The sequence below is a fragment of the Microbispora sitophila genome (assembly GCF_014892245.1).
Classification (GTDB): Bacteria; Actinomycetota; Actinomycetes; order Streptosporangiales; family Streptosporangiaceae; genus Microbispora; species Microbispora siamensis.
This window is the reverse complement of sequence record NZ_JADBGC010000014.1, coordinates 114,774-128,226: the sequence shown is the minus strand read 5'-3', so window position 1 is coordinate 128,226 and position 13,453 is coordinate 114,774. Positions and strand designations below refer to the sequence as shown.

The window sequence follows — 13,453 nt, the reverse complement described above, 5'->3', positions numbered from 1 at the left end:
GCTCACAGATCACCACCCAGGGCGCCAGAAAACCAGAGCTCCCCCAGCGGCATCCCTTCGCTTGCCTCGACGATCTGCTCCACCTTGGCAGTGGAGATGGCAGGGATGAGCGAGGAGCCGTCGTCGGCGCGTTCGCAGACCACGATCTCTTCTGGCTTCAGCCGGTCGGCGAGGCCAGGAGAGTGGGTGGCGATGATGAACTGGGTCTTATCGCTCGCCTCCCGGACTCGCTCCACCAGGAGTTCAAGCGCCTGCGGATGCAGACCGTGGTCGATCTCTTCCACACAGGTCAGCGCGGGCGGGTCCGGGTCGTACAACATGGCGAGTAAACCGAGCAGGCGAATCGTTCCGTACGAGGCGTCCAGCAGCGGCGTCGGCTCACGCAGGCCCCGCTCCCGGAGCACGACGACCACCGTGTGCGCCGCCCCGGACGGGTAGTCGAAATCGAGGGCTTCGAGCTGGGGAAGGACGTCGACAGCGTCCGCCTGGAGGTGGTTCCAGGCGTCCGCGTCGTGTTCGCGCAGCCAGAGGAGGAAACCCGCCAGATTGGCCGCATTATGAGCGATGCTCTCCGCGCCGCTTCTCGGCACTCGCGCCGGCATTATGGCTTGCGCGACGTCCACATCGAAGATCCGGAAAGAGCCGAGCAGCGCAGCCACCTGGACCGGTCCGAGGCTGAATCCCGAGGAGCGCAACCGCGGCAGCGTGGACAATCCACTGCTGAGGGCCTGGATCCCGATCTCCTCTGCGATCTCCCCCGAGTCAGCCACCTGGGCGGTGGCCACTTCGTCCTCGATCGTGATCGTCCTGAGCCGATGCCGTTGATTGGCGAACTGGAAATGCTCGTCTCTGGCCAGCGGCATTCCGTGGATCACCAGACGATATTCGTCGCTGTGTTCCTGGGAGGCGGGCGACCAACTGCCCTTGATGCCGATGACGATCCGGTCGGGATGGGCGTCGCCGCCACGGAACACCAGGCGTTCGAAGCCGCCTCGCTCGTCCAGAGCGGGCCGCAGGTCGCTGTGCACGATATCCGACAGGAATCGGAACACCTCCAGCACGTTCGTCTTTCCCGCGCCGTTCGGCCCGATGAGCACGTTGACCGGCCCCAGCGGCAATGTCACCTGCCTGAGGCTACGGAAGTTCTCCACTCGCAGTTCGGAGATCCGCTGCTCCGCCATCTCTTTCTCACCTCCTCGTCTTACTCGTACGGCGACCCGGCCTGGGCCTGCGGCGAAGACCACTGCGGCAGCGTCATACCCCGACCCCACGAGCGGTCGTCACATCAATCTGCCCCGTCACCGCCGCCGTGATCAGCGCCTCCCGCCGCTCCGCCAGGAGCGCGACCTGCCTGTTGATGGCCGAAGACGTTTGATCGATGACTTCGAGGTTCTGATTGATTTCCTTCACCAGCTCACGCTGCTGTTTCACCGAAGGCAGTGGTATGGGAAATCCCAGGATTTTGCTGCTGTTGGTAGATGCGAGGTTCGTGGTCTTGACCCCGGTGCTTTCGAAGTAGCAGCGGCCGTGCACCGACCTGGTCATCAGCGCCAGATAGTCGGCGTCTAGCTTGTCACGATTAGGCCGCAGTGCGAAGACATGGTTCTGATGGAGACAACCTGGCAGTTCGTCATGCCATACCGTTCCGCGCCCCAACTTGTCCAGGTCGCCACCCTCTGTCATCAGGACATCGCCATGCTTCAAAGTGCTGCGGGCTGCGATGCAGCGAGGAACTGTGATCTCGATGACTGAATTGAGCGCCAAGTGAGTCGCCTGAACATTTGCCACCCGTAAATACGGTCGCGTTACCACGTCGCCGGAAAGCTCGCGCTTTCCGTCAACGGTCAGGCCAGTTTGCAGCTGGCAGATGTAACCCAGGCGCACAAGAGGGCGGTCGGCAGCGAGCGCGGGAAGCCACGGCCAAGGCAATGTCCCCTTAGGTTTCCTGAGTGAGTCAGGAAGAAGTGTTTCGGTGACTATGGCTGCGGTATGCTCTTCCAAACGCTTCTGCTGAACCTCCCGGAGAGACTCCAACTGGCGGATACGGCCGGTCTCCTCGTCGAGGAAATCGGCAATGCGTCGCTGTTCATCCATCGTCGGCAGAAAGATATGCGCTTCGCCCAGTTCTTCTGCGTTCAAATGCGGCTGAGCCGCGCGGCTTCTGGCGATATCGATTTGGTACATCACTGCGGCGCCGAGCAGTGAATACGCTAGAAATCTTGGTTCCACTCGCTCCGGGGTCAGGCGCAGGTCATATCCAGGCGCGGCTCCCTCCCATTCGGCTGTCACCAGGGCGGAGTCACCGGTGTAGGCGCCACTTCTTACAACGAGGATTTCTCCTGATCTCAAGAGTGGCGCGCGGTCAAGAGGGAGCTCCTTGACCTCGGTGTAGATCAGCCCTTCCGGAACGATCTTCCCTCGGTAGATGTTGGTTGCGCGGAGAATCGGAACACCTTCAGAGCTCAATCGCGGCGGCTGTCCAAGCCCATATCTCACTTTGGCAACGCGCTTGATTGCGGTCTGAGTCCAGCTCCTGCCGGCGTTTCGGCTCATCGAGTCACCTTTCCTAGAAGCTGCTGGATCTGGGACTCGAGAGACTTGAGTTCGGCGTCGATTTCTTCGAGGGGGCGTGGGGGCGTGTAGACATAGAAGTGCCGGGTGAAGGGGATCTCGAAGCCGAGCTTGGTTTTGGAGTGGTCGACCCAGGCCTCGGGGACGTGCGGCAGCACCTCAGTCTTCATGTACTCCTCGATCTCGGCCAGACGCTCGGCCGGCGTGGAGTTCATCGAGGTGATCGGCACGTTCTCGTTGTCGCGCAGGTCGGGATCGGGTAGCGGATCGTTCCTGAAGTCGGTCTGCAGCTCGCCCTCGGGGTCGCTGATCGAGACGGCGGCCCAGACGGCCTTCATCACCGGTGCGGCGACCTTTCCGTGCGCGCCGAGCTGGTGCTTGGCGAAGTGCTCGATGAGCGAGGCCTCCATCTCTTTTCGAGTCGCGCGAGCCGTACCGGACAGCGACCGGATCGCGTTGAGTAGCGCGTCCTTGTGCTCATACTTCTGCACGGCCTTGACCTGGGCCAGCTCCTCGGCCGTGTCGTCGGTGACCTCGAAACGTAGGCGGAGCGGGCGCTCGACCGTGATGCGCTGGTAGCCGAAGGCATGCCGGGGGAAGACCTTCACCTTGGGGTCCTCGATCCCGGTGGTGACCACGTCCTTGTAGAGCTTGGTGAGCTCGTCGATCTGCTCGTCGGTGACGAGCTTGCGCTTGTCGCCGAGCGACTTGCGCATCTTTGCCCAGTAGTCGCGGGCGTCCAGCAAGATCACCTTGTCCCGCAGCGCCGGCGCCTTACGGTTGGAAAGGATCCAGAAATAGGTGGAGATGCCGGTGTTGTAGAAGAGTTGGTCGGGCAGGGCCACGATCGCCTCCAGCCAGTCGTTCTCCAGGATCCACCTGCGAATCTCCGACTCGCCCGACCCGGCGGCCCCGGTGAACAGGGGCGAGCCGTTGAAGACGATCGCGATGCGGGAGCCGCCGTCCTCGACCGGCTTCATCTTCGAGATCATGTGCTGGAGGAAGAGGAACGACCCGTCGTTGATCCGGGGTGTGCCGGCGCCGAATCGGCCGGCCCAGCCGAGATTCTCCGCCTCGTCGAGGATCTCGCTCTGGACCTTCTTCCACTCCACGCCGAACGGCGGGTTGGCCAGCAGGTAGTCGAACCGCCCGTTCGGATGCCCGTCCGCCGTGAAGGAGTTGCCGAAAGCGATCTTCGTAGGGTCCTGGCCCTTGAGCATCATGTCCGATCTGCAGATCGCCCACGACTCGGGGTTGAGCTCCTGCCCAAAGACCTTGACCGTCGCCTTGGTGTTGTATCGGGTGATGTGCTCCTCAGCCGCGGTGAGCATGCCGCCGGTTCCGCAGGCCGGGTCGTAGACGGTGCGGACGATGCCCGGCACCATCACGTCCTCGTCGTCGGGGGCCATCAGCAGGTTGACCATGAGCTTGATGACCTCACGAGGAGTGAAGTGCTCACCGGCGGTCTCGTTGGAGATCTCGGAGAACTTCCGGATCAGCTCTTCGAAGATGTAGCCCATCTGGTGGTTGTCGACCTTGTCCGGATGCAGGTCGATCGTCGCGAACTTCGACGTCACCAGATAGAGCAGCTTGGACTCTTCCAGCCGGGTGATCTGTTCGTCGAAGCGGAACTTGTCCAGCACCTCGACCGCGCCAGAGGAGAAACTGCCGATGTAGGCCCGCAGGTTGCTCGCCACGTTGTCCGGCGCGGCGGCGATCTTCTTGAAGTCCAGCTCGCTGGTGTTGTAGAAGGTCTCGCCCGCGGCGTCCCTGAGCTTGCGATCCTTGGCCCCCTGGGGGAGAGGGCTGTCCTTGAGCTGCCTCGCGGCCGACAGGACCGCTTCCTTGGTGGGCTCAAGCACGCAGTCGATCCGGCGTAGCACGGTGAACGGCAGGATGACCTTGCCGTACTCCGACTGGCGGTAGTCACCGCGCAGTAGATCGGCGACGGACCAGATGAAGTCCGCGTATTTCTGGTGGTTGAGGCTCACCTGGCACCCTTCTCGGAGGCGGGCCGGACGCTTCCATGCGTCAGACCAACGGATATCAGCTGAATCAGATCCTCGCCGAGCATGGCGGCCCGGCGCAGGGAAGTCTCGAAGTCGGCCAGCCGCCGGAACGCTCGGCCGTACCGGCGCTGTTCCTCGATCGGCGATCGACAATCACGGCCGACTGGCCGCCGGCGACAGTCTTCATTGGGGTACGACCCACATTTCCCCAGCCGGGAGACCTCCGTCGGCATCACTCAGACGTCCCATTCACGTGAGCGCTCCTCGATTGCTGCGTCAGCCGTGCAGACCGGGACCGTACCTCAGTTATGTGTAATAGACAACATCACGAAGAGCTCTAGTGGATTCAGTTCACACATGATTCAATGGTGGCGTGTCCCGGCATTGAGCATCCGAGCTGGCTCTCGCCTTTGCGGGTGATGCCAGGAGCAGGCGAGGCGAAGAGCGGTGCGATTCGCTTGTCGATTGAACGTGCTTATCAGGGCTATCTCGTGAAGGAGGCACATGGCGGATGACCGTTCGGTGGTGATCGCGGAGGAGCAGCGAGCCGTAGATCACGCCTACGACTGCGTTGAGCAGGAGCGGACGGCAATCGACCGGTTCAAGAACGGTTACCGCACCGACTGCTCCGATGCGAACCTTCTATCCCATCCCGATGCTCCGCCCGAGTACGGCCAGCGTGAGGACATTGGTCACCTCGCCCTCGTCACCATGCGGGTCGACCTCACGAAGGACGAAGACGACAAGCTGACCTGGTATCTCGGCCGTCGCACCGTCCGCGACAGTGCCCGTGACCTCGTCGTCGTGAAGTGGACGTCCAAACAGGCGACCGAGTGGCGGCTCGCCACCTCCGATCACCCTGAAGACGTGCGCCTGCTGCGCAGCCTGCGATGTGACGGACGCAAGGTCCTCGACTACAGCGACAACGAGATCCAGCCGCTTCCGGGCTCACCCGAGTCGCCCTCTGCAGCCGAAGACCGTGTTGATCCGTTCCTGCTCGCGGATCTCGACCTCGCCCGCGACGGGCTGATGCGCGACATCGTCGAGACGATCCAGCGGGACCAGCTCCGTCTCGTCTCCGACGAACGGCGCGGCCTGCTGGTCGTCCAGGGAGGCCCCGGCACCGGCAAAACCGCCGTGGGCTTGCATAGGGTGACCTGGCTGTTGGATAACAAGTACTTCACCGATGACGAAGTCCTCGTCATCGGACCTCACAAGCACTTTCTGCAGTACGTGAGAGACGTCCTGCCGCGTCTGGGCACCGGCGGCGTGAGCACCTTGGACGTCGCCCAAGTGTGGGCCGGTGAAGTCCGCGGGGCGGATTCGCCGTCGGCCCGGCTGGTCAAGTCGGACGAGCGGATGGCCCAGGTCCTCAGCAACGCAGTACGCGGGCTCATTCGCCCCGACCTGCTGCCGCGCGAGGAACTCGCGTTCAGCTTCCGTGGTGCAACACTGTGGCTGGCCCGTACCGAGCTGGCGGAATTCCTGAACGAGGCCGTGGACGCGGGCGGTCCCTACCTGATCCGGCGCCAGCGCTTCATCGACCGAACGCTGGACCTCCTCATGCACCGGTACGAGGAGGCCACCCGCACCACGCTCAACGACGTCAAGTTCCGCGGCCAACTGGAGAAGCAGACCGACCTCGCCGCGATGTTCGCGAAGGTGTGGCCCCGCACCACGGCCGAACAAGTCCTGCGAGGCCTACTGGGAGATGCCGGAGCCGTACAGGGCGCCGCACTGGGAGTCCTCACCTCGGATGAGCAGTCCGAGATCGTCCGGCCGCAGGCCAAGCGCGTCGCCGACGAGCCGTGGACCGCCGAAGACCTCGTATGCCTGGAGGAACTGCGATATCTGCTGTCCGGTGAGGAGCCGCAGCGGTACAAGCACATCGTGGTCGATGAGGCCCAGGACCTTACCCCGATGCAGGCGCGGGCCCTCGCGCGCCGGTGTCCGAGCGGTTCGATGACCATCCTCGGCGACCTCGCCCAGACCACCGGTAGCCGCCAGTACGACGTCTGGGGACGGTTAGCCGGCCTCCTCGCAGGCCCTGACGGCTGGCATATGGCCGAGCTCACCACCGGCTATCGGGTTCCCACCGAGGTCATGGCCTTCGCCGGGCCGCTCGCCACCGCTCTGTCGCCGTCGACGGCCTTCCCCACGCCCATCCGTCCACCTGTCGCGGATGCCCTGACGGTCACCTCGGTCAAGCGCGCCAAGCTGGTGGAGGCGACGGCGTCCGCAGCACTCAAGCTGGCCATGCGTGACAGCGCCAGGTCAGTAGCGGTCGTCGTTCCAGGCGCCGGCGAACTACTCGATGAGATCGGAAGCGCGATCTCGGCAGCCCAGGGATCGACCCTGCCGGGGTTCGGCGGGCAGATCACGGTCTTGCCCGCGCCGCTCGCCAAGGGCCTGGAGTTCGATCACGTCGTTGTGGTGGAGCCACAGTACCTCGCCGAGCAAGGACCCGTGGGCCTACGGCAGCTCTATGTCGCGATCACCCGGTGCACGCAGTCGCTGACCATCCTGCACTCGGCCCCGCTTCCCGTGGAACTCGGCGGCCCGGCGAAGGCCGTTCCGCCGGCGCTTGCGCACGCGGATCCCATGCCGGACGTTGCTGCCGGGATGCCGCAAGCCCAGTACAACAGCCGTGACGAGTTCGTTGCCTCCCTCAAGGACCGGATCTCCGCCGATCGCGAGCGTCCGGGGCACGGATGGCTCCGCCACACTCTCATGGCGGAGTTGCTCCGCAACGAACTCCAGCCGTCCATGGATTCAGAGCTGGCCGACATCACCTGCAAAACCGGGCAAGGGTCGACGATCTACGTGGTGATCGGCAGCAGGGCTGCAAGGTACGAGGAACTCCGCGAGGCGGCCATCCGGGCCCTGGAGACCGAATGGAGCGGCGGTGAACGGGCGGACGAAGTCGTCCTGGTTCTGCCTGAAGCTCCGCAAGATCTGTGGGCCGTTGACCTCCTGTCGGAGGCTCTCAATGTCTCGACCATCTGGAAGACCCCGACGGGCTGGGACGGCCCGGACGTGAACATCGCCTTGGGCGTGCCGCCCGACGCCAACTGAACAAGGGCCGCCAGCGATGTTAGTGCTACCCAGCCCAAGCCTCTGACACTGATCACGTTCTCGTGGCTGGGGCTGACATTAAATCACGGCGCCACTCCGACCGGCTGCCGTGCCTCCGTTGCCCGTCGGCGGGATCGTTACGGGGTCAATCGAGGTCGAAGTCGGCCTACAGTTCGCGGCCTTGCCCAAGGTAGTCCTCGGCGTACTCGGTAACCTCGCCGTGCTGGTCCCAATAGCAGTTCGTCATGGTCAACACCGGTACCCCTGGATCGAGGTTCAGCACGGCGGCAACGTCCTCCAGAACAGGCTTGATCGCGACTATGTCTCGACGCTTAGCCGCTCGGCGTCCGGTTCGCTCCTCGACGAGCCCGAAAGTCATCTTCGGCAACGGCTGATTTACCAGCAGTTCGGGTGCGGCCTCTGCGATTCGGCCGGGGAGCCACGAGGTGGAGAGCGCGACGACGCCCTGACCGTCGTAGTAAGCGCGGCGGCGTCGCTCGACATTGTCCCCCTCGTCAACACCGAGCGCGTCCGCAACGTGGCTCGGAGTTGAGACCAGGTGGGCACCGAGAATCTCGGTACGCTCGCCGGGACGCAGACCATCGCCGGTAGCGCGGAGCATCTGAAGTCGGTCCGGGCCGCTGGTCAGCTTGCTCAAGCCGCCCATACCCGGACCGGTCGTGCCCGCTCTGGTGCATGAACGACCACACCGATGAGCCTCGCTCCGAGCGCATCCATAACGCCTGGATTCAGGCCGTCGACCTGAACGCCATCCCCCTGGCGGGGCTCCCCCAGCGGCTGTGGCTCGACTCCGTCCTTGGTTGCGGCGACTACGAACCCCGCATTCACCTGCAGATCGACGATCACCGCCTTATCGAACTGACGCTTATCGAAGCCCGTAGCGCCGGGATGCACCTCATCGGCCTAGCCGCCCTCGGCGTCATGGAGATCCCGCGAACTTCAGCCGCCTGACGGCCAGCAGGGGGCGGGTACCCGACCGCTCGACAGCGGAACGGCATGGGCCGCACCCGCAACACTCCACTTACGATCAAGCTGAAATCGGCAGAGGCGGTGGCCGCCTCCGCGGGAACCTCCGGGTAGCCGCGGCGGTAGTCAGAGGCATGAGGCACACTGCGGTTGGCTTATGCGGTTTGGTGCTCGTGGCGGGCTGCGCCGGCACCGAAACCCCCGGCACCGGCACCGGCATCGGAACGACGCTCCCGTCCGGGTCGGTCCCTGCGTCGGTCCCTGCGTCGGTCCCTGCGTCGGTCCCTGCGTCGGTCCCTGCGCCGGTCCCCACGTCGGTCCCTGCGTCGGTCCCCGCTCAGGGGTCCTGTGAACGGACGGCCGGCAGCACGGCGAACGCACTGCCCGAGGTGCGGGGCATCGGGCGGGGAGCCGAGGTGTGGGGACTGATGTTCGCGCCGTTGCCGTTCGCCGCCGGGCGGGAGGTCAAGATCGTGTGGCGGATGACGGGTGAGGGGCCGTTGCGCGTGACCGCCGCGCTCCCCGACGGCACCGCCGCCAGGCCGACCTGGGGACCCGAGGCACACGGCGGATCGACCTGGCACCGGCCCGGTCAGGAGTGGGGCACCGGCTTCGTCTTCCCCAAGCCGGGCTGCTGGGAGATCACGCTGACCCGCGACCGGGGCTCGGGCACGGTGTGGCTGCCGGTCCGGTGAGACGAACCCCGGCTCGCCGGATCGTACGGCGCCGCGGTCAGTGGGGCGTGGTGCGGGCGAGGATGTGCGGCGGGACGGGATGGGCGGCTGCCTGCGGGTCGGTCACGGGCGCCTGCCACGACCGGGTGAGCGGCAGGATCCCGGCCCACACGTCGTGCTGGTCGTCGGCGTCGTCCGGGTGGCCCTCGCGCACCTTGACCGACGCCTCGGCGAGCGGGAGGGCGAGGATCGTCGTGGCGGCCAGTTCCTTGCGGTTCGGCTGCCGGGCGTACTCCCACTGGCCGGGGGTGACGTGCTCGGTCAGGCACCGCAGGGCGGGCAGCTTCTCGTCGTCCTCAAGCACGCGCGGCACACCGTAGATCATCGCGCTGCGGTAGTTCACGCCGTGCTCGAAGACCGACCGGGCCAGCACGAGGCCGTCGACGTGGGTGATCGTCACGCAGACCGTCGTGCCCCGGGTGAGGCTGCGGCTGGCCACCGAGCCGTGCACGTACAGTTGGTCGTCGTCGAAGCCGTACACCGTGGGGACCACCATGGGGTCGCCGTCCACGACGACGCCGAGATGGCAGACGAACCCGGCCCGGAGCACCTCGAACAGCGCCTCCCGGTCGGTGCGGCCCTGCTCCCGTAGCCGGCGGTGCCGGGTCCGCTCGGTTGCGGACAGATCACTCATAAGGCGACATTCAACCAGTAAAAGCCGCGGCCCGCCCGGCAGGGATGCCGGACGGGCCGTCTCGTGGATCTCTGCGGAAGAACCGGCTCAGGCGGCGGACGTCGGCCCGGACGTCCTCGGGAACCGGATGACGTTCCCGCCCGTGTAGGCCTTGAGATCGACGATCTTCCGGTCCCTCCTGTCCCGCGCGGGCCTGCGGCGCAGCGCGGTCCTGATGTCCCTGACCTTGGCGAGCGACGGCACCACCGTGACCATGTTCGTTTCCCCCCGACCGTGATGGTTCCGTGACCTTTCCGGTATAGATATCGGAGGCTTGGTAAAAGGGGCGTAAAGACTCGGGTGTCACAGCAGCCTCTGGGAGCACGAGAGCCTCTGCATGAGGGCCTCTGGAAGCGCAGCTCAGTACGGAAGTGGCCGGCCGGAGGGGGTGCGCAGGTCGAGATCGGCGGCGGGACGGCGGACGCGGCGGGGCCTGCGGATCGTGGTGCGTCTCATGGCCCTTCCTCCTTCCATGACGTAGGCAGACTATTCGCCCCGTGTGCCGCCGTCCTCCTGTTTTCGTTCAGAGGGAGCCGGGGACCTTGCGGCTCACGACGCAGATCCGGTTCCACGCGTTGATCTGCGCGATGGCGACGACCAGCGCGGCCAGCTGCTCCTGGGTGTAGTGCTCGGCCGCATCCGCCCAGATCTCGTCCGGCACGGGGTCGGGCCGGTCGGCGAGCCGGGTCGCGGCCTCGCTCAGCGCCAGCGCGGCCCGCTCGGCGTCGGTGTAGTACGGCGCCTCCCGCCAGGCGGCCACCGACCACAGGCGCTCGTCGCTCTCGCCGGCCTTCTTGGCATCCCGGCAGTGCATGTCGAGACAGAAGGCGCAGCCGTTGATCTGGCTGGCCCGGATCTTGACGAGTTCCAGGGTGGCGTGGGGCACGCCGCATTCGTGCAGGAAACGCTCCACCCCGAGCATGGCCTGGTACGCCTCGGGAGCCAGCTCGCGGACGTTGATCCTCTCGATCACCGTGATCTCCTCGTCTCGTCGGCCCGCGTCACGCGGGCGAGTTTCTCCGGGTTCAGGACCATGTCGACGGCGGTGACCCGGCCGTCCGCGACGGTGAGGCCGAGCACGGAGACCAGCCGGTCGCCGTGGTAGCGCAGCAGGCCCGGCCAGCCGTTCACGACAACCGGGACCAGCTCGAACCGGCCGAACCTGCGGATGCCGAACAGCAGCCTGGCCACCTTGGCCGCTCCGAAGACGGGCCGCCTCCCGGCACGCACCCGGCCGCCGCCGTCGCTGCGCAGGACGACGTCCGGGTCGAGCAGCGCGACCAGCGCGTCCATGTCGTCGCCGAGGCAGGCCCGGGCGAAGGCGTGCACCACCCGCCGATGCTCGGAGGGGTCCACGTCGAACCGGGGCGCGCGTGACGCGACGTGCGCCCGCGCCCGGGCGGCGAGCTGCCGGCAGGCCGCCGGACTGCGCCCGACCGCCTCGCCCACCTCGGTGAACGTCAGGCCGAACACGTCGTGCAGCACGAACGCCGTCCGCTCGGCCGGGCTGAGCGATTCCAGCACGACGAGCATCGCCATGCTCAGCGACTCGTCCAGGGTCACCCGCTCGGCGGGGTCGGGCTGAGCGAGAACGGGCCCGGCGAGAATGGGCCCGGTGAGAATAGGCTCGGGCAGCCACGGTCCCACGTACTCCTCCCGGCGGTGCCGCGCCGAGCGCAGCACGTCGAGAGCGAGCCGGGAGACCGTGACGACCAGCCAGCCGGTCACGTCCCTGATCTCGTCGCCGCCGTCGCTCGCCCTGGAAGACCGCAGCCGCAGCCAGGCGTCCTGCACGACGTCCTCGGCCTCGTCGAGGCTGCCGAGCAGGCCGTACGCGACGCCGAGCAGCCTTGGCCGCATCGCCTGGAACTCGGCGTCCAGGCCGGTAACCACCCCGCCGTCATGGTCGTTCACGTACTGAGGACGAGACACCTCCTCAGTGTGTGACATCCCTCTGCAGCGGCTGCGCTCGCGGGGCGTCCTGAGCCGGGGCCGAGGCCCCGCCGGGAGCGCGGAGGCCGAACGCGACGACGACCGCGCCGAGCACCGCCGCCGCCACCGGGACCACCAGCGCGGTCCGCAGCGCGTCCGGCCCCGGCCCGGCCGCGACGCTTACGGCGGTGACGGCCGACAGCCCGAGCGCCGTGCCGAACTGCATCGCCGTGTAGAGCAGGCCGCCCGCCAGGCCGTGCTCGTCCTCGTCGACGCCCTCCGTCGCGGCCATGGTCAGCGGGCCGTACGCCAGCGAGAAGGACAGGCCGAGCAGGAGCAGTGCCGGAAGCATGGCGGCGTAGGTCCAGTCCATCCCCACGGGCAGGAAGAGCGCGTACGCGACCGCCGCGAGGACGATGCCGCAGAACAGCACCCGGGTGTTGCCGAAGCGGTTCACCAGGCGCGGCGTCAGCGTCGGCGCGAGCACCGTGTCGATCCCGATCACCAGCATGGCCAGGCCGGTCTGCATCGTGTTCCAGCCGCGCCACTCCTGCAGATACAGGGTGATCAGGAACTGGAACCCCGCGAACGCGAACAGGAACAGCAGCGCCGCCGCGTTCACCCGCACCAGCGGCGCGGTGCGCAGGATGCCCAGCCGCACCAGGGGTGACGACGACCGCCGCTCGATCGCGACGAACAGCCCCAGCAGCGCCAGCCCCGCCGCGATCGCGCCGGCGGTCAGGCCGGGGCCGTCGCCGGGGTGCTCCAACCGGACCATCCCATACACGAGGAGCAACATGGCCCCCGTGACGGCCAACGCCCCCGCCAGGTCGAAGCCGCCCGAGGGGCGCTCGCCACCCGTGTCGCGGACGAGGGCCAGCGCCGCCCCCAGGATCAGCGCGGACAGGATGACCGGCGCGAAGAACACCCACCGCCAGCCGAACGCGGTGAGCACGCCGCCGGCGACCAGGCCGAGCGAGAACCCGCCCGCCGCCGTGCCCGCGTACACGCCGAGCGCCTTGGTGCGCACCGGTCCCTCCGGGAAGTTGGACGTGACCAGCGCCAACCCGGCGGGTGCCATGAACGCGGCCGCGACCCCCGTGACGAACCGTGCGGCCAGCAGCATCCAGCCCTGAGTGGCGAGCCCGCCGAGCCCGGAGAAGACCAGGAAGACGGCCAGCCACAGCAGGAACATCCGCCGGTGGCCCAGCAGGTCGGCGGCGCGCCCGCCGAGCAGCATGAACCCGCCGTAGCCGAGCACGTAGGCGCTGACCACGCCGCTGAGCGTCCCGGTGGACAGGCCCAGGTCGGCCCGGATCGACGGCAGCGCCACGTTCAGCATCGCGACGTCGATCCCCTCCAGGAAGATCGCGCCGCACAACACCAGCAGCACGCCCCACGCGCGTCCCGTCATGCGGGCGGGGTGGCGGGCGGCGATTCCGCCCATGGAATTGGACATCGGAGTCCGGCTC

12 protein-coding genes are annotated in these 13,453 nt (G+C 66.8%); 3 read left to right on the top strand and 9 right to left on the bottom strand.

The genetic code is table 11. The annotated features are described in order from the left end of the window. Positions 1-2 precede the first annotated feature (2 nt). The 3 genes from IL992_RS25540 to IL992_RS25530 all read right to left on the bottom strand — a co-directional run bounded on the left by IL992_RS25540 (position 3) and on the right by IL992_RS25530 (position 4,562). The gene (locus IL992_RS25540; protein WP_193205907.1) at positions 3-1,181 is read right to left on the bottom strand and encodes an AAA family ATPase; all 1,179 of its coding nucleotides are present in this window, start codon (positions 1,179-1,181) and stop codon (positions 3-5) included. 73 nt (positions 1,182-1,254) lie between these two features. Beyond that, on the bottom strand, positions 1,255-2,553 hold the full coding sequence (locus tag IL992_RS25535) for a restriction endonuclease subunit S (protein ID WP_193205906.1): 1,299 nt from the start codon (positions 2,551-2,553) through the stop codon (positions 1,255-1,257). Beyond that, positions 2,550-4,562: a type I restriction-modification system subunit M gene (locus IL992_RS25530; RefSeq protein ID WP_193205905.1), complete on the bottom strand. Its 2,013-nt coding sequence runs from the start codon at positions 4,560-4,562 to the stop codon at positions 2,550-2,552. Before IL992_RS25530 ends, IL992_RS25535 begins: the two co-directional genes overlap by 4 nt. A 522-nt stretch (positions 4,563-5,084) precedes the next feature. On the opposite strand from IL992_RS25530, the gene IL992_RS25525 reads away from it, so the two are divergent. After that, entirely contained in the window at positions 5,085-7,655 is a 2,571-nt protein-coding gene (locus IL992_RS25525; RefSeq protein WP_193205904.1) for a HelD family protein, read from the top strand. 166 nt (positions 7,656-7,821) lie between these two features. Here the strand turns inward: IL992_RS25525 and IL992_RS25520 are convergent, their stop codons facing one another. Beyond that, complete coding sequence (locus tag IL992_RS25520) at positions 7,822-8,313, bottom strand: UTRA domain-containing protein (RefSeq protein ID WP_226873761.1); 492 nt, start codon at positions 8,311-8,313, stop codon at positions 7,822-7,824. Positions 8,314-8,351: 38 nt separating this feature from the next. Between IL992_RS25520 and IL992_RS25515 the strand changes: the two genes are divergently transcribed. Both IL992_RS25515 and IL992_RS25510 read left to right on the top strand, forming a co-directional pair. Then, positions 8,352-8,627, top strand: coding sequence for a hypothetical protein (locus IL992_RS25515; RefSeq protein ID WP_193205902.1), 276 nt, complete (start codon positions 8,352-8,354; stop codon positions 8,625-8,627). A gap of 404 nt (positions 8,628-9,031) precedes the next feature. Next, entirely contained in the window at positions 9,032-9,337 is a 306-nt protein-coding gene (locus IL992_RS25510) for a hypothetical protein (RefSeq protein WP_193205901.1), read from the top strand. Positions 9,338-9,374: 37 nt separating this feature from the next. Here IL992_RS25510 and IL992_RS25505 read toward each other — a convergent pair whose 3' ends face one another. The 5 genes from IL992_RS25505 to IL992_RS25485 all read right to left on the bottom strand — a co-directional run bounded on the left by IL992_RS25505 (position 9,375) and on the right by IL992_RS25485 (position 13,440). Beyond that, positions 9,375-10,010 carry a pyridoxamine 5'-phosphate oxidase family protein gene (locus IL992_RS25505; protein WP_193205900.1) on the bottom strand — a complete coding sequence of 212 codons (636 nt, stop codon included), beginning with the start codon at positions 10,008-10,010 and terminating at the stop codon, positions 9,375-9,377. A gap of 87 nt (positions 10,011-10,097) precedes the next feature. Then, the gene (locus IL992_RS25500; RefSeq protein ID WP_167538755.1) at positions 10,098-10,265 is read right to left on the bottom strand and encodes a hypothetical protein; all 168 of its coding nucleotides are present in this window, start codon (positions 10,263-10,265) and stop codon (positions 10,098-10,100) included. Positions 10,266-10,572: 307 nt separating this feature from the next. Then, positions 10,573-11,022 (bottom strand): carboxymuconolactone decarboxylase family protein, encoded by a 450-nt coding sequence (locus IL992_RS25495; RefSeq protein ID WP_193205899.1) that lies wholly within the window; start codon positions 11,020-11,022, stop codon positions 10,573-10,575. Continuing rightward, complete coding sequence (gene sigJ / locus IL992_RS25490) at positions 11,019-11,981, bottom strand: RNA polymerase sigma factor SigJ (protein WP_319018818.1); 963 nt, start codon at positions 11,979-11,981, stop codon at positions 11,019-11,021. Before sigJ ends, IL992_RS25495 begins: the two co-directional genes overlap by 4 nt. Positions 11,982-11,985: 4 nt before the next feature. Next, positions 11,986-13,440: an MFS transporter gene (locus IL992_RS25485; RefSeq protein WP_226873760.1), complete on the bottom strand. Its 1,455-nt coding sequence runs from the start codon at positions 13,438-13,440 to the stop codon at positions 11,986-11,988. Positions 13,441-13,453 lie beyond the last annotated feature (13 nt).